The organism is Acidimicrobiia bacterium, from assembly GCA_035948415.1.
Taxonomy (GTDB): Bacteria; Actinomycetota; Acidimicrobiia; order IMCC26256; family PALSA-555; genus PALSA-555.
In genome coordinates, this window is the sequence record DASZJD010000088.1 from 1 (window position 1) to 17,260 (window position 17,260).

At 70.2% G+C, this 17,260-nt stretch carries 21 protein-coding genes and 1 riboswitch; of the genes, 11 read left to right on the forward strand and 10 right to left on the reverse strand.

The window, feature by feature from the left end; genetic code table 11:
* A partial coding sequence (locus VG869_12245; GenBank protein HEV3451964.1) for an aminobenzoate oxygenase occupies nt 1–406 on the forward strand: 406 nt, incomplete at its 5' end.
* 195 nt (nt 407–601) lie between these two features.
* Here VG869_12245 and VG869_12250 read toward each other — a convergent pair.
* From VG869_12250 to VG869_12260, 3 genes are all read right to left on the reverse strand, one after another.
* Entirely contained in the window at nt 602–1,024 is a 423-nt protein-coding gene (locus tag VG869_12250; protein HEV3451965.1) for a LysM domain-containing protein, read from the reverse strand.
* 352 nt (nt 1,025–1,376) lie between these two features.
* Nucleotides 1,377–2,729: a pilus assembly protein TadG-related protein gene (locus VG869_12255; protein ID HEV3451966.1), complete on the reverse strand. Its 1,353-nt coding sequence runs from the start codon at nt 2,727–2,729 to the stop codon at nt 1,377–1,379.
* A 28-nt stretch (nt 2,730–2,757) separates the two neighbouring features.
* On the reverse strand, nt 2,758–3,285 hold the full coding sequence (locus tag VG869_12260) for a TadE/TadG family type IV pilus assembly protein (protein ID HEV3451967.1): 528 nt from the start codon (nt 3,283–3,285) through the stop codon (nt 2,758–2,760).
* A gap of 627 nt (nt 3,286–3,912) precedes the next feature.
* On the opposite strand from VG869_12260, the gene VG869_12265 reads away from it, so the two are divergent.
* The 4 genes from VG869_12265 to VG869_12280 all read left to right on the forward strand — a co-directional run bounded on the left by VG869_12265 (nt 3,913) and on the right by VG869_12280 (nt 7,004).
* Nucleotides 3,913–4,467: a sigma-70 family RNA polymerase sigma factor gene (locus tag VG869_12265; GenBank protein ID HEV3451968.1), complete on the forward strand. Its 555-nt coding sequence runs from the start codon at nt 3,913–3,915 to the stop codon at nt 4,465–4,467.
* Nucleotides 4,464–5,432 carry a hypothetical protein gene (locus VG869_12270; GenBank protein ID HEV3451969.1) on the forward strand — a complete coding sequence of 323 codons (969 nt, stop codon included), beginning with the start codon at nt 4,464–4,466 and terminating at the stop codon, nt 5,430–5,432. The genes VG869_12265 and VG869_12270 overlap by 4 nt, the downstream gene beginning before the upstream one ends.
* Before the next feature lie 186 nt (nt 5,433–5,618).
* Nucleotides 5,619–6,134 carry a hypothetical protein gene (locus VG869_12275; protein HEV3451970.1) on the forward strand — a complete coding sequence of 172 codons (516 nt, stop codon included), beginning with the start codon at nt 5,619–5,621 and terminating at the stop codon, nt 6,132–6,134.
* Between the two features lie 112 nt (nt 6,135–6,246).
* A riboswitch (TPP riboswitch) is annotated at nt 6,247–6,357 on the forward strand.
* Between the two features lie 218 nt (nt 6,358–6,575).
* Nucleotides 6,576–7,004, forward strand: a complete 429-nt coding sequence (locus VG869_12280) for a PPOX class F420-dependent oxidoreductase (protein HEV3451971.1) — start codon at nt 6,576–6,578, stop codon at nt 7,002–7,004.
* A gap of 144 nt (nt 7,005–7,148) precedes the next feature.
* Here VG869_12280 and VG869_12285 read toward each other — a convergent pair whose 3' ends face one another.
* The 3 genes from VG869_12285 to VG869_12295 all read right to left on the reverse strand — a co-directional run bounded on the left by VG869_12285 (nt 7,149) and on the right by VG869_12295 (nt 9,103).
* The gene (locus tag VG869_12285; GenBank protein HEV3451972.1) at nt 7,149–8,192 is read right to left on the reverse strand and encodes a GGDEF domain-containing protein; all 1,044 of its coding nucleotides are present in this window, start codon (nt 8,190–8,192) and stop codon (nt 7,149–7,151) included.
* A 242-nt stretch (nt 8,193–8,434) separates the two neighbouring features.
* Complete coding sequence (locus tag VG869_12290; protein HEV3451973.1) at nt 8,435–8,848, reverse strand: CBS domain-containing protein; 414 nt, start codon at nt 8,846–8,848, stop codon at nt 8,435–8,437.
* A gap of 51 nt (nt 8,849–8,899) precedes the next feature.
* Nucleotides 8,900–9,103, reverse strand: coding sequence for a rhodanese-like domain-containing protein (locus tag VG869_12295; protein ID HEV3451974.1), 204 nt, complete (start codon nt 9,101–9,103; stop codon nt 8,900–8,902).
* Nucleotides 9,104–9,309: 206 nt separating this feature from the next.
* Here VG869_12295 and VG869_12300 point away from each other — a divergent pair, with 206 nt between their 5' ends.
* Together VG869_12300 and VG869_12305 are read left to right on the forward strand one after the other, a co-directional pair.
* Nucleotides 9,310–9,561: a hypothetical protein gene (locus VG869_12300; protein ID HEV3451975.1), complete on the forward strand. Its 252-nt coding sequence runs from the start codon at nt 9,310–9,312 to the stop codon at nt 9,559–9,561.
* 10 nt (nt 9,562–9,571) lie between these two features.
* A complete protein-coding gene (locus VG869_12305; GenBank protein ID HEV3451976.1) occupies nt 9,572–10,441 on the forward strand; it encodes a phosphodiesterase in 870 nt (289 codons plus the stop codon).
* 280 nt (nt 10,442–10,721) lie between these two features.
* Here VG869_12305 and VG869_12310 read toward each other — a convergent pair whose 3' ends face one another.
* Complete coding sequence (locus VG869_12310; GenBank protein ID HEV3451977.1) at nt 10,722–11,537, reverse strand: hypothetical protein; 816 nt, start codon at nt 11,535–11,537, stop codon at nt 10,722–10,724.
* Nucleotides 11,538–11,677: 140 nt separating this feature from the next.
* Here VG869_12310 and VG869_12315 point away from each other — a divergent pair, with 140 nt between their 5' ends.
* From VG869_12315 to VG869_12330, 4 genes are all read left to right on the forward strand, one after another.
* Nucleotides 11,678–12,247 (forward strand): dihydrofolate reductase family protein, encoded by a 570-nt coding sequence (locus VG869_12315; GenBank protein ID HEV3451978.1) that lies wholly within the window; start codon nt 11,678–11,680, stop codon nt 12,245–12,247.
* Nucleotides 12,248–12,306: 59 nt separating this feature from the next.
* Nucleotides 12,307–14,238: an APC family permease gene (locus VG869_12320; protein ID HEV3451979.1), complete on the forward strand. Its 1,932-nt coding sequence runs from the start codon at nt 12,307–12,309 to the stop codon at nt 14,236–14,238.
* A gap of 251 nt (nt 14,239–14,489) precedes the next feature.
* The gene (locus VG869_12325; GenBank protein HEV3451980.1) at nt 14,490–14,864 is read left to right on the forward strand and encodes a VOC family protein; all 375 of its coding nucleotides are present in this window, start codon (nt 14,490–14,492) and stop codon (nt 14,862–14,864) included.
* 160 nt (nt 14,865–15,024) lie between these two features.
* Nucleotides 15,025–15,552: a TIGR03086 family metal-binding protein gene (locus tag VG869_12330; protein ID HEV3451981.1), complete on the forward strand. Its 528-nt coding sequence runs from the start codon at nt 15,025–15,027 to the stop codon at nt 15,550–15,552.
* A gap of 51 nt (nt 15,553–15,603) precedes the next feature.
* Here VG869_12330 and VG869_12335 read toward each other — a convergent pair whose 3' ends face one another.
* The 3 genes from VG869_12335 to VG869_12345 all read right to left on the reverse strand — a co-directional run.
* Nucleotides 15,604–16,296 (reverse strand): Rieske 2Fe-2S domain-containing protein, encoded by a 693-nt coding sequence (locus VG869_12335; GenBank protein ID HEV3451982.1) that lies wholly within the window; start codon nt 16,294–16,296, stop codon nt 15,604–15,606.
* Nucleotides 16,293–16,799 carry an RNA polymerase sigma factor gene (locus VG869_12340; protein ID HEV3451983.1) on the reverse strand — a complete coding sequence of 169 codons (507 nt, stop codon included), beginning with the start codon at nt 16,797–16,799 and terminating at the stop codon, nt 16,293–16,295. Before VG869_12340 ends, VG869_12335 begins: the two co-directional genes overlap by 4 nt.
* A 221-nt stretch (nt 16,800–17,020) precedes the next feature.
* Nucleotides 17,021–17,260: hypothetical protein (locus VG869_12345; GenBank protein HEV3451984.1), on the reverse strand; the 240-nt coding region annotated here is incomplete at its 5' end.

Consider the following 17,260-nt stretch of genomic DNA (forward strand, 5'->3'; position numbering starts at 1 on the left):
ACACGTCATGTTCGGTCGGCTCGCACTCCGCGACTACTACCCGGAGCTCAGCGACGCTGAACGCGACGAGCGCGAGGAGTTCTGCGTCGACGCCTGCTATCTCATGCGGGACCGCTTCGTGGGCGAAGAGGTCTGGGAGCGCCTGGGTCTGCCCCAAGAGGTCACGACCTACGTCGAGAACAGCGAGGTCATGCGCGAGTTCCGCAACTACCTCTTCACGCGGATCGTGCCGATCTTGAAGGACATCGGCTTGTGGGGTCCTCGGATCCGAGAGGCGTTCACCGACATGGGCGTGATCGGGTTCGCGGAGGCCGACCTCGACGCGGAGATGGCCAATGACGAGCAGGCGGCCCAGGAGCTCGACGATCGGATGGCACAGGTGCGGGCGGTCGCGGCGGACGCCTGAGCCGCGAGCCGAAGCCCGTCGCGCCGAGCAGGTCTCGACTGGTCGACGGCTTCCACCAACGATCCCGCCCCGACGGAAGGTCGCGTCGGCACGTGCCGGTCACCTCGAGTGGTCGCCGGAGCACGCGCGATGACCGGTGAGCTCCGTCCGGGGCGCGGACATCGAGACGCCGGTCACGACGGTGGCCGAGCGTGGCTAGCTGCTCGGCGAGGTGGGATCGATCCGGAACGCGGCCCGGGCGGAGGTGCCGTGGTCGCCCGTCGCCACCACGCCGTAGGCCCCCGGCGCGTCGATCGGGTTGGTCTGATAGGTGGCGCTCACTGAGCCGTCGGGCGCCGCGGCGTGGGGCGGCCCCCTGAACTTGTCGCCCCCGGGCGCGTCGATCTCGAAGGTGACCGCCTCGCCCGCCTGGGCGCCGGTGAGCTTGAGCGAGAACGGCTGACCCGCGGGCGCGTCAGCGGGGGACACCACCAGCTGTACCGGCGGACGTGGGGGGATCTGGAGCACTTGCCCGACCGTGAGCTGGGCTCCGTTGGCCAGGTGGTTCGCCGCCGCGAGCACCTCGGTCGAGACGCCAAAGAACCGGGCCAACGCGGTCAGCGTGTCCCCTCGCTTCACCGGATAGCTGATCGGGGCAGGCGTCGTCGTCGTCGTCGAGGCGGTCACGGTGCTCGGCCGCTTGGACCTTGCGATGGACCTCGCCGACGGGCCACCACAGGCAGCAAGGACCACCGCCGCGCCGGCGGCCGCGATGCGCACCCGCTTCCGGATTCGCCGCGAGCGCGTCGGCGCCGCGGCCAGTGGCCCGATCACATTCGCTCAGGGTCGCGCACACCCCGCGGCCGATCAAGGCACCGGCGCTGGGGCCGGTCTCACCCGGGTTGGAGAGTGAGCGGAGCCGGGGCGCTGGACGCGGCACACCAGTGAGCCGCACGGGCCCACGGCGACGGTTGCCGCCGACCGACCGGGCTCAGCCCGAGAGCGAGACGGTCTGGCCGGCGACGCTCCCGGTCTGACCGGCGTTGACGGTGAGCGAGCTGTTCCCGGAGAGGGTGACCGTGTTGACGATGACGCGCGTCTCGATCGCTTGGCCGTTGCCAGTGAGGGTCAGGCTCCCCGCCGCCATGTACACGCTGCCGCCGACGCTGCCCGCGTTGCCGCTGATGGAGGAGGTGGCCGCGTTGTTCCGATCCGAGAAGATCGAGAGGCCGTTGAACGGCCCGGCGGTGGGCGCCGAGACGGTCAGGGTGCCGTTGCCGCTGAGGTTGAACGACGCCCCCGCCTGTCCCCCGTTGCACGGAGTCGGGTACGCCGAGCACGCGAAGTACAGGGTGACGCCGTTGGCGGTGACGGGCCCGTTTCCGGCCACGCTGAGGGACTGGGTCACGATGTAGGTGCCGGGGTTCAGCGTGAGCTGCCCGGTGCCGGTGTCCGAAATCGAGCCGTAGATGCCGGGGTTGATGGTCATCGGCGTGGTGCCGCTCAGGTTCACGTTCGGCTGCACCGTGGTCGGGCACGAACCGGTGCCGGCGGCGGGGCACGGCGGCAGCCCGGAGAGCGGGTCCAGCTCGGCCGCTTCGTGGACGGGCGTCGGGGAGAAGTGCCCGAGCCCGCTGCCGACGAAGCCGGCGGGGGCGGCTGGTCCCCCGATCGAGACTGCCACGACGCTGCCATCGTGGGTGAGCCGAGCGGCCGGGTTGGCCGTGGAGTCCACCACGATCGACCCGCTGTTGACCGTGACGGTGCCGTTCCCGGTGCCCGACAGCGCCGGCGAGGCGCTGGGGCTGAGCACGCAGAGGGAGCAGTTCTCGTTAGCCGCGATCGAGGCGGTCGCTGAGGCGCCGACGTGTAGCGACGAGACCCCGATCACGGGGGCGAAGGCGGTCTGGACGCTCGTCGTGGGGAGGTGGACGCGAACCCGCGTCGGGGTCGCCGACGAGTCGGCGGAGATGCAGCTGTCGGTGTTGAGGTTGTCCGGCTTGTAGCTCAACGCCGAGGCGTCGCTGCAGCCCACCCACGCGCTCGCCGGCACCCCAAGGTCTTGCGACGCGTACAACTTGGCGTCCCCGACCACGGTGGGCCAGGAGACCGGAGTCACCAGCGTGTCGCGGGCGGCGGCGATCGCGGCTGCGTCCGCCGCGGCCTGAGCCTGTCGCCGCTCTTCCGACGCGTGTCCGATGTCCACGACCAGCGCCACGAAGATCATCATGACGGCTAGCAAGAGCGTCACCGTGACGAGGACGACCCCGCGCTCGTTCGTGTCGCCCCTTCGGCGCCGCCAGGCACAGAGGGTTCGGCTCCACCGGGAGCGCGTAGCGGTCATGACTCCACGCGCCGCGGGGCTGGCCGAGCTAGGGCGTCGACGACGAGACGGTGCACCATGACCAGTCGCTGCCCGACGGCGGGCTCTCGTATCCTGCGGTCTCGGCGCCCACGGCGGGCTGCTCGATCCGGATCGCGGTCTTGGTCTTCAGGAACGGGGACCCGATCAGCGCCGCCAGCAACTGGGTCTGGGTGTGCATGGCGGCCTGGGTGCACACGATGAGGCCGTCGCCGACCGTCCACGACGAATCGGCGGCGGAGAAGTCCGGCTTGGCGAAGATGACGTCGACGCGGATGTCGCTTCCGGACAGGCCGATCTGGCTCTTGGCCAGGCACATCAGGTTCTCGATGTCCGGTGATGGCGTCGAGGCCGTGGCCACGCTCAGGTTGCAGGGGCTCCCGGTGGTGAACGTGGGCCCGAAGTTTGCGACCGCGCCTTGGCGGGCGGCGTCGCGCGTGCCTTGGCGCACCGAGATGAAGTCGTTGTAGATGGTCCCGAACTGGATCATGCCAAACACGAGCAGAATCAACAGCGGCACGACGAGGGCGAACTCCACGGCGACGACCCCGCGCTGGTTGCCGTCACGCGCAACCGGGCGCGAGCCCAGCCGCGTCACGCGGCCGAACGGGCGTGACCGAGCGCCCTTCAGGGCCCGTCCCTTCGACCCAACGTCACCGCACGGGTCGGGGCCAGTGCTCGACCCAGCTCGGCCGCCACCGTCAGCTCCGGCGAGGGAAGCTATGAAGAGCTGACGGGGCGGCCGGAGCCAGGCCAACAGAACCGGCGGCTGCCAACCGCACGGCTCGGTGTTCAGCCCGGGCTGGCCGGCCCGGACCTGCGAGAGGAGCATCGTCGGGCGCCCGCCACCCCACCCAGCACCACGGGCACCACGAACGGCCGGCACCCCGCCTAGGACGCCCGGCTCGCGCACCGACGCTGACGATTCCCCATCCCACGCTGCAACCATCGCCGCGCGGGCTCGGAGCGTTACACGAAAGACGAGATTTCGATGCCCCACGGGCGGCGGGGCGTCCGAATGGTCCCATCTCGGGCCCGCCGCACCGCCTTGCCGAGGTCGGCGGTGCCGCTCGCCCGCGTCAGCAGGGCGGCTCGTCGAGCGGCACCGACGTGATCAGGCCGTGTCGACTTGAGGTCGGGCGGCCGCGTGCCGATCAGTTAGCCCGTGGCGGCCGCGGAGCTGACCGGCGTCCTTGACGCGGCTCGGGTGGGTGACGAGTGGGCCATCACGTGCCTGTTTCGGGCCTTCCAACCGCCGTTGCTGCGGTACCTGCGCCACCGCGCGCCCGCGGTCGCCGAGGACCTGGCCTCCGAGACCTGGCTCGCCGCCGTGAAAGGGCTGGCGCGGTTCGAGGGTGACGTCGGGGACTTCCGGGCCTGGCTGTTCAGCGTCGCGTCGCGCCGAGTGGCCGACCACTATCGGCGACGAGGCCGCCAGCCCAAGCAGGTGATCCTCGACTCCACCCACGAGCCGGCGGCGCCGGTCGATGTCGGGGATGTGGCTCTGGGATCGGTGTCCGCGCAGGCCGCGATCGAGGCGCTGGTGCGGGACCTCCCGCACGACCAGGCCGAGGTCGTGCTGCTGCGGGTCGTGGCCGATCTGAGCGTCGACGAGGTGGCGAAGGTCATGGGGCGGAGCCCCGGGTCGGTGCGGGTGCTGCAGCATCGGGCGCTCCGACAGCTGGGCCGACTCTGGGACCGAGGGGCGGTAACGCGATGAGCCCCATGGACGATGTCGGCGCCGAGATGCACGGGTTCCGATTCGACGAAGCCACCGTGGACGCGTTCTGGGGCGGGAAGGTCGCCCCGCACGACGTGCCGCCGGGCTACCGGGAGCTGGCCACGTTGGTCCAGGCCGCCCGGGCCCCAGCCGCCGCCTCCGAGCTGGCGGGCGAGGCCAGCGTCGTCGCCGCGGCCGCGGCGGCGGTGAAGGCACCGGCGGCGGTGTGGCACGGCATCCACTGGGGCGGATCTCGGCTGCTCGCCAAGCCCCTCTCGCTCAAGCTGGCCAAGCTGCTCACGTTCAAGATGGCCGTCGCCACGGCCGCCGTCGGGGTCGGCGGGGGCTTCGCGGCCGCCGCCGCCACCGGCTCGCTGCCGGCACCGATCCAGTCCGCGGTCTCGGACGGCCTGTCCCACCTCGGCATCTCGGTCCCGAACCCCAGCCACCACGCGGCGCCCCGTCCGACCCCGAGCGCGACCACCGCGTACCTCCACGCCGCGGACGTGTACCGGCTGTGCAGCGCGGCCGGGGCCGCGTCCCCCGCCGCCGGGACCAACGGCCCCGCGGCCGGCGCCCCCTCCCCCGCCGTCAACGAGCTCCGCGCCGCCGCGCAAGCCCAGGGTCAGACCGTCCAGCAGTACTGCGCCGACGGCGGCGCATCGACGAGCCCGGCCACCGGCACCGGCACCGGCACCGGTCGGCATCCGAGCACACCCTCCGGTGCGCCCACGAGCACCCCAACCGCGCCGCCGAGCAGCGCCCCCGCGGGGTCGTCGAGCGGCACCCCTCCGGCCCCACCGAGCAGCACCCCCGCGTCGTCGTCCACCCCCAAGTCCACCGGGCCGCCCAGCGGAGGCCCGTCGGGCCCGTCACGCGGCGACCATTCGGGACCGAAGCAGGACGCTCCTGGCGGTGCGCACGGCGACGCGACGAACGCTCACCACCCCGGCGACCGGCACTGAGCCCGTGCGACAGCTGGGGACCTCGCGGCGTGCTCACCCGGTGCAACCGGGCACCCGGGTGCCCGGTTGGACCCGGGTGGAACGGGCGCGCGTCCGTCCGCGCGCGAGCGGTGCGCCTCCCCTCGAGGCCAGTGGTGACCGTGCCGGCGCCGCCGCCCGGGCCGCCCGGTCCGGGGGACGACGATCGTGAACGACGCCGCGCGCTGCATCGCGTACGTGGTGGCGCGCTATCTCGCCGGTCCCCGCGACATCACGATCTGGGATGCCCAGAGCCGCTCGTATGGACAGTTGACAGGCACGGTCGACCCGTGGCGCATCGACGTGCGCGACACGCACCGGAGCTGCCACATCAGCGGCCCCGGGCGCGACGGAGCCTTCTCCCTGTATGACTTCGGCGACTCGAGCCGCCTCAGCCTCAGGATCGGAGCCGACGGGCGCTTCGACGGTCATCACGACCGCACGAACACCCGGTTCTGCGGACGCATCGAGCAGGGCTCAGTCGACCTCTACGACTGCGCGTCGCGCTCGCACTTCAACTTCCAGGTTCGACTGCGACAACGCCCGGCGGACCAAGTCCAAGCCACCAACGGGCACCGCAACCCAGGTCTCTCTGGCTCGACGCCGGTCCTCCCCCGGCGTAAGCCGAGCCCCGATCGCGAGGTCTCGAGGCCCCCGGGCGCCCGCGTGCAGCGACAGGCCTGACCCTGCCCCTCATGGGGCGGGCCGCGCGAGCCTCAACTGCCACGCCTCGGCGCCTTGGGACGTGCGCCGTGTTCACCCCGATCGGCCGCGCGCAACGCCGCGCTCGGTAGCCTCCACGCGACACGGGACCCCGGATGCACCGGCTGAGAGGTCGGCTGGTCAGCCGACGACCGTTCGAACCTGATCCGGGTCATGCCGCGAAGGGAGCCTTCTCCACCGTCGCGGCCTTGCCCGCGGCAATCGACCCGCCCTGTCCCGTCGTCGTCCGCACGGCCGGGAGGCCACTGCTGGAGGCCGGCGCCACCAGATTCGGGAGTGGCGCGCGCGGCCGGGTCGCCTCCGGGCCGGCCGCCCAGCTACGTTCGCTCTGAGCTCTCTGCGGGGGTCCCGATGAGCATCAGCGGGCGCTTGAGTCGACTCTCGAATCGGCTGTACGACCGGATGCGGGATCGCCGAGCGTTCCAGCTGCGCCGTGAGGATGGAGACCGCGGCAGCTTCGACGGGTTGCGAGGCCACAAGTACGCGGTGCTGGTCACCTTCCGCCGCAACGGCGAAGCGGTTCCGTCACCGGTGTGGTTCGGGCTCGATGCCCAGGGACGGGTCTATGTGCGAACCATGCACGACTCGGGCAAGGTCAAGCGAGTCCGCAACGACCCGCAGGCGTTACTCGCGCCGTCGACCGTGCGCGGTCGACCGACCGGAGCCGCGATCGAAGCAACCGCTCGCATCGTGCCGAGCGCCGACTGGCCCCATGCCGAGGCCACCTTGCAGGCCGCATATGGAATCGGTCGCAAGCTCTACGAGGGCGCGTTCGGCGGCGGCGCCGAGATCGGAACGTATCTCGAGCTCACCCCGACGGCTTCGCCCTGAGGGCTCGAGCCGTCGCGTGTCTCCTGGCGAGCCCGACGTCGTTCACACCTTGACGAAGCCGGGAGCAGCGCGCCGCGAGGCACTGGGTCTCGCCGACACCACCGTCGGCCGTCGCCACCCGGACGGGACCCACTCGGTCGACGTTCAGGCGCGACGGACGGAGGGTTCGCCGTGCAGGGCGAGGTGCCGGGCCAGTTGGGCTTGGTCGCCCCCGGTGGTCTTGGCCTCGTAGAGGGCTTCGTCGGCTCGGACCAGCGTCTCGTCGGGGCACTCGCCGGCGTGGATCGCAGCTCCGGCCGAGAAGCTGGTGATGCCGCCGTGGTTTCGCCACAGCTCGCGGAGCCGTTGCAGTGCGAGTTCAGCCCCGCTGACCCCCGCACCAGGCAGGACCATCGCGAACTCGTCACCGCCGAAGCGAGCCAGCGTGTCGCCGGCTCGCACGATCGTGGTCATCACCGCCGCGAGGTCGCGCAGCACCTGGTCCCCCGTGGGGTGGCCCTGGCTGTCGTTGACCCACTTGAGCCGGTCGAGGTCCAGCAACACGATGGCGTCGCCGGGGCGGAGCCGCTCGAGGGCGCGGTCGAAAGACCGGCGGTTGGCGAGCGCGGTCAACGGATCGGTCTCGGCCGCTCGTGCGAGGGCCAGGGTGCGGCGAACCTCTTGGGCCCGTCGTTCCGCGATCCCGAGGGCGACGATCTCACCGACCAGGATCCACACCGGAGCGGCGCTGGCGAGCGCGACCGCGTGCGCCCCCAGGTCGTGAAGGTTCCCGATCGCAAAGGAGGCCAGCCCCAGCGGGACGAAACAACTCGGCACGCCCGGCCGCGTCGTCAACCCGAGATACAGGAAGGCCAACACGTAGATGAGCAGGTAGTCCCCGAGCGCACCGGGGCTGGTCAGCCCGGCGATGGCGAGCAACACGAACGCGGCCGTGGGCAACGCCAGGTGAAGCCATTCCGGCCACCTCCGCCACGGGAGCCACGGCACGACGATCCCGACGGCGAGCGCCACGGCGGCGCAGACGCCGACACCGGCCACGGGCACGCCCGACGGAAGCAGCGTCAGCGTCGCCAGGACCACCACCGAGGCGGCCACGTACAGGACAGAGGCGAGACGGGCTCGACGCTCCCGCTCGTCCTCGAGCTCTGCGGCGCCAAACACCACCCGGCCCAGCGCTGCCGCCCTCACGGAGCGTGTTATCGACCCGGCGCCTACCGCTCTGAAGCCAATCCGCTCGCGCGGACGGCGCCAGCGCTTCAGCCCCGCCCCGTTGCCGGACGCGCGCCCTTCGACCTGCGGGCTTCCCGAGGCCAGGCCGCTTCGGATCCTGGGCTCCGTACTGCCCTCCGTTCGGTTCGCCCCAAAACGCTCCGTCCGTACGGTCAGACGCGCGCCACCGCGCACGGCAAGCAGTCAGGAGCGCGTCTTGCTCAGGCGTCGTCGTCGATAACGCGCACGATTCCCAGGAGTTGCCCCTCCGGCGTCGTGACGACGACTTGGGCGACGCTGCGGGCACGCATCCGGCTCAGGAGCTCGTCGAGTGGTTCGGAGGCCCGCACGGTCGCGGGGCCCTCTTCCATCGCGACACCGACGGCGGCGCCGTCTTCCGTGAACCGCCCCAGCCGGAGTCTTCCGAGGACGGTGTTATCGGCATCGACGACGACCGCGGTGTCAGTGCCGGCGGCGCGCAGACGACGGGCCACCTCGCCCGCCTGGTCGTCGAGGCGGCAGGTCATCACGTCCGAGTCGGCGACCCCACCGGCCCGCGGCGTTGAGGCGTCGGGTCCGTCGGTGGCCCGTCCGGCGGCGATCCAGTCGGCCTTGCCGGCGACGTAGTCGTACACGTCCGTGAAGCCGAGGGTCTCGAGCCGGCACGCGGCCCGGGGGCTGCTGTCTCAAAGCGAATCCTGGCAGTACACGATGACGGGCCGGTCACGCTCGAGCTCCTCGACCGCGCGCTCGGCCAGCGACCGCAGCGGGAGACTGCGCGCCTGGGGAAGGTGTTCGGCCTCGTACTCAGCGGCTGGGAGCACCTCGACGAGCTGGGCCCCGTTCGCCATCAGCTCGTCGAGTCGAGTACGACCGATCGATGTCGCCATGTGGGGACCTCCTGGCGCTGGTCGGGAAGAGCGCGTGGTGCCGAGGGCGGGGCGAAAGCTCAACGGCGCGCGGCTCGACGATATCGGCAGCTCGCCGTAGCCGCGGCTCCCCAACACGCTCCGCGCGCTCCGACCGCACCATCGCGTCAGTCGCGGTGTGCGGAGCACAAATCTGGGGCGATCGAGCCCCGGTACGCTCTCCACGCATGGGCTCCTCAGGCATCAAGCGCCGGGGGCGGCGCCATCTGCCCAAGCTGCAGAACGGCGGCCTCGTTCCGAGCGGCTTCGAGAGGGGTGCCTGGACGTGGGAGGGGACCCTCGACCGAGCGGGCGCCTTCGTCCGCGGGCTGAGTGCGGACAGCCGCGACAGCCAACGACGGCTCCGATTTCAGGCGCGCGGCTTCGTGGTCATCCTCCTCCTCATGGCCGCCGTGGCCCTGCTCACGCATTTCCTGTGAGGGGCACCGAGTGCTCATTGCTCAGATCAGCGACCTCCACATCACCGACCGGGTGGGGCTGACGAGCAGCCTCGTCGACGCGAATGCGAACCTCGAGCGGGCGATCGAGTTCCTCAACCGACTTCGGCCCCGACCAGACGTGGCCGTCGCCAGCGGCGATCTGACCGACAACGGGCTGCCGACCCAGTACCAGGCCCTGGTTGCGCTGCTCGGTCGCCTCGAGCTGCCCTGCTTCGTGATCCCGGGCAACCACGACGATCGGTCGGCGCTGCTGGGCGCGTTCGCCGACCACACCTACCTGCGTCGTGACGGCGGACCCCTCCACTTCGCGATCGACGACTACCCCGTCCGGCTCGTCGGCATCGACACGACCCGGCCCGGTCGCCACGACGGCAGGTTCGCTGAAACAGACCGATCCTGGCTCGACGACACGCTCCTGGGGCGTCCGGACACGCCAACACTCGTGTTCATGCACCACCCTCCATTCGACACGGGTATCTGGTGGATGGACTGTGTCGGCTTGCCCGCCGAGGACCGGATCGGGTTCGAAGCGGTCATCCGGCGTCATCCGCAGGTGCGGCGAGTGGTGTGCGGCCATGTCCACCGCGCCGTTCAGTTGGCGTGGTCGTCGACGGTGGTGAGCGTCGCGCCCAGCACGGCGCATCAGGTTGGACTCGACCTGGAGCCCGGAGCAGCCATGTCGTTGACGGACGAGCCGCCCATGATCACGCTCCTCGACTGGACCGACGAGCGGATCCTCACGCACACGTGTGCGTTCCTCCCGGCCCGGTCGGTCGACCTCGGCGCCGCCATGTCGCCCGGCGCCAAGGAGAAGCTCATGACCAGACCGCCGGCACCGAAGGGCGGCGGCTTCACTTGAGCGTGGCCTCCCGCCCGAGCCCGGGCGGGCCGCCCCGTCCGCGCTCAATTGCTGGACTCGGGCTGTCCTTCGGACCCGAGCGTCACTCGCGGTCTTCATAACCGCGAGTCAACGAGGGCTGTCCCCCGCTGGCGGACGCGGAGCTGGAACCTGACCCGGCCCAACGAGCCTCCCGTGAGCCACGCCGGTGCCGAGGACGCTCGCAGGGCCCAGCGACGGCTGACGCCGACCGGGGAAGGAACTGGTCCTTCCCCGGTCGACGACTCGCGCCTGCGACGGGTCAGCTCACGAGGCCGGTCATCTTTCGACGGTGGATGGCGAGCGCTCCGGCCGCCAGGATGCCGCCGATCCCGCCGACGAGGGGCAGCTGGTCGCCGGACAGGGGGCCGCCGCCGCTGCTGCTCGCCGTGGGAGTCATGGACATGGCATTCGCGCACGGGTTCGCTGACGCGCTACCGGCGCGATTTCCGCTGACGCTGGCGTTGGGGCTTCCGCTTCCGTTCCCATTGACGCCGGCTTGTCCGCTGGCACCGTGGGAACCGCCGCTCCCGTTGGAGTTCAGCGAGCCGTTGGCTCCGGTTCCATTGGCGTTGCCCGTTCCGGCTCCACTGCCGTTGCTCGGGTTGACGCCACTGGACGATCCGGAACTGCACGGTACGGGGACCAGGACACCCATGCAGAGTTGGCCGTTGGCGTTGGAGTTGCTCTGGCCGTTGGCGTTCGACGGTGTTCCGGCGGAGTTGGTGTTGGCGTTGTTACCCCCACCGGTCCCGACCACAACGCCGCTCCCTGGGGTCCCGCTGCCGCCGTTGCCGAGCAAGCTGCCCAAGTTGAGGCCGCTCGACGATCCGCTGGACGAGCCACAGGGCAAGGGGACCAGGATGCCGAAGCAGAGGTTGCCGTTGGCGTTGGAGTTGCTCTGGCCGTTGGCGTTCGACGGTGTTCCGGCGGTGTTGGTGTTGGCGTTGTTACCCCCGCCAGCCCCAAGGATTCCGCCGATTCCGTCGGCTCCCGCGACCGATGATCCAAGGCCGAGGCTAAAGCAGGCCGCCGCGGCAAACACGGCGGAGATGGCTCCAAGACGGTGAAGTTGCACGGTCCTCCCTTGTCGGTGGTGAGGACCTCCCAGCTTCTTGCCGCCTCTGGCTTCGTGTTCAACGGCCACCGCACGGACCGATTACACCACTCCGAGTGGTCGGGGGGGCCAGGCGATGTGGCCAGGTGGAGGAGCCGATGGTGAGAAGGATCGTCTTGATGATGTCGGTGTCTCTCGATGGCTTCATCGAGGGACCACACCGTGAGATCGATTGGCACCGGGTCGACGACGAGCTCCACACCCACTTCAACGAGGAGCTCAGCACGATGGGGGCCTTCCTGACCGGACGCGTCACCTACGAGCTGATGGCGGGCTTCTGGCCGACGGCCGACGCGGACCCCTCGAGCACCAGGCCGATGGTCGAGTTCGCCCGCATCTGGCGGGACACGCCGAAGATCGTGTTCTCGCGGGGACTGGAGCGCGCCGACTGGAACACCACGGTGGTCCGAGACGTCGTCCCGGAGGAGATCCTGGCGCTCAAGGCACAGCCCGGCGGGGACCTGTCGCTGGGCGGGGCCGAGCTCGCCGCAGCCTTCATGCGACACGACCTGGTCGACGAGTACCGGATCTACGTCCACCCGGTCGTCATCGGAGACGGCAAGCCCCTGTTCCCACGACTCGATACCCACATCGATCTCCGCCTCGCCGAGACCCGGACCTTCGGCAACGGCGTCGTCCTCCTCCGCTACGGGCGCCCAGACCGACGGTAGCGAGATCACGGATCCTCAGCTCCCGCTGAGCACGATGAGCGACCTGTCAGGATCTGGGCGTGCGGCGCCAAGAGACCGGCACGGTCGCCCCCGATCTCCGCGGGACGCGATCCCGGCATGGGCTCGTCGGAGCTCCGTTCTCGATGCTGAAGCGAGTGCTGGTCGGTCGGCCCCTCGCCAACCAGGCGGCTGAATCCCAACTGCTCCCGAAGCTGACCGCGCTCCCGGAGTTCTCCTCGGACGCCGTGTCGTCGACGGCGTATGGCACCGAGGTGATCCTCACCGTGTTGGTGCCGGTTGCCGGCGCGGCGGCGCTGGGGTATCTGGTGCCGCTCTCGGCCATCGTCATCGGGCTGCTGATCCTCCTGGTGCTGAGCTACCGCCAGACGATTTACGCCTATCCCACGGGCGGCGGGTCCTACATCGTCAGTCGGGAGAACCTCGGCACCAACGCGTCACTCGTTGCTGCGGCGGCGCTGCTGGTCGACTACACGCTCAACGTCGCCGTCTCCTCGGCGGCTGGGGCCGCGGCGATCAGCTCCGCCATCCCGTCGGTGCGAGGCCACCCCGTCGCGCTGAGCCTGACCCTCGTCGCCGTCATCATGCTGGCCAACCTTCGGGGCCTCCGGCAGGCCGGCCGGATCTTCGCCCTGCCCGTCTACACCTATGTGGCCGCGTTGGTGCTGCTCATCGTCGACGGTCTCGTCCGATCCTTCACCGGTGACCTGCACCGTATTCCCGTGAACCACGCCCAGCTCAACGGCTTCACCCACAACGGTGCGCTCCTCACCGGGGTGACGATCTTCGCTCTCATGAAGGCGTTCTCGTCGGGCGCCGTGGCCCTCTCGGGCGTGGAGGCGATCTCGAACGGGGTTCCGGCCTTCCGAGAACCAAAGTCGCGCAACGCTTCGATCACGCTGACGTGGACCGGGATCTTTCTCGGCGTCCCGCTGCTGGGACTCGCCGTGCTGACCAGCCGCCTCAAGCCAACCATCTCCACCAAGGAGACCCTGCTCTCCATCCTCGGTGATCACGTGTTCGGGCGCAGCAGTCCTCTCTATGTCGTGCTCATGGCCTCGACAGCCGCGATCCTCTGCCTGTCCGCCAACACCTCCTTCGTCGACTACCCGCGCCTCTCGTCCGTGGTCGCACGGGACGGCTTCCTTCCTCATCAATTCGCCAAGCGCGGCGACCGGCTCGTGTTCTCGAACGGCATCATCGCAGTGGCGGTCGCGGCCGCCGTGCTGCTCTGGCTCTTCGGCGGGAAGCTCGACTCCCTCATTCCCCTCTTCGCCGTGGGCCTCTTCACCGCCTTCACGCTGTCCCAGATCGGCATGGTCCGGCACCACCTGCGGCTTCGAGAGCGCCACTGGCGGCGAGGCGCCGCGATCAACGCCGTCGGCGCCAGTGCCACCACGGTCGTGCTCGGCGTCGTCGTGATCTCGAAGTTCACTGCCGGCGCCTGGATCCCAGCGATCGTCATCCCGCTGATCGTCGTAGCCTGCAAGGCGATCAAACGCCACTACGACTACGTCGAACATGCGCTCGCGATTCCGCGTGGTGCCGTGGGCAAGCACCTCCCTGCGGTCGTGAACACCGTCGTCGTCACCGTCGACGAGCTCAACCAGGCGACCCTCAACGCACTCGCCTACGCGAAGGCGACGCATCCGGACCGGCTCCTCGCGGTCGGCGTGGACCTCGACGGTGACGGCATGAATCAGCTCCGCCAGCGATGGGCCAGCCTGGGCATCGACGTACCCCTCGAGGTTCTCGACTCCCCCTACCGTGAGATCACCAGGCCGATCCTGAAGTACCTCGACAAACTCGACCGTCGACAACCCCACCATGTGCTGACCGTGATCATCCCCGAGGTCGTCGTCCACCGATGGTGGGAACAGCTCCTCCACAACCAGACCGCCCTCGTCCTCAAGGCACGACTGCTGTTCCGTCCCAACACGATCGTGATCTCGGTGCCGGCACAGATCGAATGAGCTCGATCTCGCCGGGAGTCGTCGCTGGGCGGCGGGACGGGCACCGGTGGGGGTCAGCGAGGGTCGCGGACGGCTCCCGTGTGGGGCTGCGGGCCGCGGCGTGACCGCTTCGACCCCGCTCTACCCGCACAACCTTCGGGGGCTCTGCCTGACGGCGAAGCCGGCTCTCGCCGCATCCACGGCTGGTCGGGCTCGCCGCGGCGTCCGCGCCAGAAAACGATCGGTCGGCCACCGAGGGATGATGTGTCGACATGAACATCATGAAGCTTGCCTGGCTTGGCACCCGCACCGAGGCTGACACCGCCACCGCTGCCTTCTTCGCTCAGGTCCTCGGCCTGCCCGCTGCGCTCCACGAAGAGGGCTTCTCGGTCTTCCGGCTGCCGGATGGCGCCAAGGTCGAGGTGTTCGGAGACGCGTGCTCGTACAACCGGCACTTCACGACCGGACCGGTCGCCGGCTTCCTGGTCGATGACGTCTTCGCCGCCGCAGACGAGCTCCGCGCCGCGGGAGTGGAGATCGCGTCCGGGCCGACGTCAGCGCCCGATGGAAACGCCTGGGTCCACTTCCGCGCGCCGGACGGCTTCCTCTACGAGCTCACCCAGGATCCAGGAGTGGCACGGATCTGAGCACACCCTCCGCTCGCTGCTTCGAGACTCCGGTCAGGAATCAAGGTACGACCGGAGAGACCAGCGGCAATTGACGCCAAATGAAGGGTAGGTTCCTGTTCCTCATCCGATGAACCGCGGCGAAACGATGGCCGACGGCTCCTGTCCTCAGGGAGGGTGGATGGATCCCCTCGACCTCTTCGATCGCGGCACGGCGTGGGTCAAGACCAAGATCCCGGCCGCCGAGAGCAAGCTCGATCGCTCCAGCCCGTGCGACGAGTGGACCGTCCGCGCGCTCCTGAACCACATGCTCGACGCCCAACGACGGTTCGCGGGAGCAGCGAGCGGGACGCCCGCCGGTCCGTTCACCGGGATGCCGCCGGACGTGTTGGGCAACGACCCGATCGCTCAGTACGAAGCGGCCCGACAGTCGACGCTCCGCGCTTACCAAGAGCCCGGCGCCCTCGACGAGGCCGGCCCCCAGCTCGGGATCGCGTTCGTCGACCAGCTCATCCACGGCTGGGACCTGGCCCGAGCGACCGGGCAAGACCCCACCATGCCGAGCGACCTCGCCGACGCGGCCTTCGCGATGGTGGACGGACGTCTCACGGACGACCGGCGCGGCACCAATTTCAAGCCCGCAGTCCCGGTGTCCGACGACGCTCCAGTCCAGGACCGGCTGATCGGATACAGCGGGCGCGAGCCGTGACCCTCGTCGGCGTCCGGCCGAGACTGATCGAGCCCCGCTGAGCACCGGCCCTCAGGCCTCGGGTGGGGTGTTCACCTCGATCTGGCCGTCTCGCTGGCGGAGTTGGAGTCGCGGGAGCGGGGCGATCGGCTCGGGGAACATCTGGTAGAGCACTTCGCCGGTGAGAGAGAAGGCCGCTCGGTGGCATGGGCACTCGAGGCGGTTCTTCGCGGGATTGTGCCGCAGGAGGCAGCCCTGGTGCGTGCACACCCCGGAGACGGCTGAGAGTTGGCGTCCGTCGTTCACGACGAAGCCGACGGTGGACGCGGTCGCGAAGCGGACGACGTCGCCGGTGCCGACCGAGGTTCTCAAGGCGACGGGCTGCCAGGCGCCGTCGGTGGGGACGAGCTTGCGACTCGCGTTGGGTGTCTGGGAGCCACCGGTGTTGAGCACGTCGCGGTCGATGATCACGCCCGCGGCGGCAGCCGCGGCCGCGACGGTGAGCCCTTCAAAGAGGCGCCGTCGGGTGAGGCGGCGGTGGGCTAGTTCGTCGAGTGGCGTTGCCTCGTCGGCGAACTCCTGAGCTAGCTGCTGGTGCAGGTCGGCGACGAACTCGGTGCGGGGAAGGGTGGCGCCAGGCCGCGCGGCGCGAAGCTCGATGGCGGCACGCATCGCCTCGGCGTCCTCGGCATCGGGCTTGAAGCGGCGCGGCCGGCGGTTGCCGAGGAGCGCCTCGATGAAGGCGGCGACGCGTCGCGTGCTCACAATGCCTCCTCAAAGAGCTGTGCGGCATAGCGCAGCGCACGGTGCTGCAGCACTTTGGCGTTGGCCACGCTGACGTTCATCGCCCCCGCGGCCTCACGGATCGAACATGATTCGAGGAAACGCAGCTCGAGGATACGTCCGTAGCGTTCGGGCAGCGCGGCGAGAATTCGGGCGACTCGCTGGGGCGCCAGGCTCTCAGTCGGTGCTTCGTCCAGTGCGGCCTGATCGCCCTCGAGATCGATGGCGGTGATCTCGGCGCCGTAGCGGCGTCGCCAGTGCGAGGCGAGGACGGTCCGTGAGGTGGCGAGCAGGTACGCGCGGACCTCGCCCTTGGATGCTGTGACGCGCAGTGGGCCGAGGGCAGCGTGGAAGACCTCGGCGGTGAGGTCCTCGGCGTCGGGGCGGTTGCCGACTCGGCTGTAGATCACACGGTAGATGCGCTCGACGTTGTCGAGGTAAATGGCTTCCCAGTCGGGATAACGGTCGCCGGCGACGCTGCGCAGATACGGGACAGTACGCGGCTCGTGGTGGGAACCCTCTCGGCCGTCGGCGTCGGTCCCAGCCTCGGCCCCCGCGATCGCCCGGCACGGCAACCCGGCAGCCGGGACTGCCGCCCCTTTCGGGGGGGACGTCGGGTCGGTAGCGCCAGGACGGACTCGGGACCGACGGAGAGGGCTCACCACCTCTAGATAGGGGGCCGGGTTACATCGGCCCCCTATCGGGTTCACCGGTGCCGGATCCTGGCCAGCGCCGGCACCGGACGGCCGGGGGGCACGGGCGGGCCTGAGCCCACGCGGCGGTCGAGCCGGTCCAGGACGAGCGCCGCCGTGAGGAAGATCAGGGCCGAAGCCTCGGCGAGGAGCGCGATCAGTGCTTGGGGTGCAGGCTGGAGGCCCCGCTCCTGGAAGTTGAACAGGCCGCCAGGACGGCGGGTGAGGCCAAAGGCGATCAGGGTCCCGACACT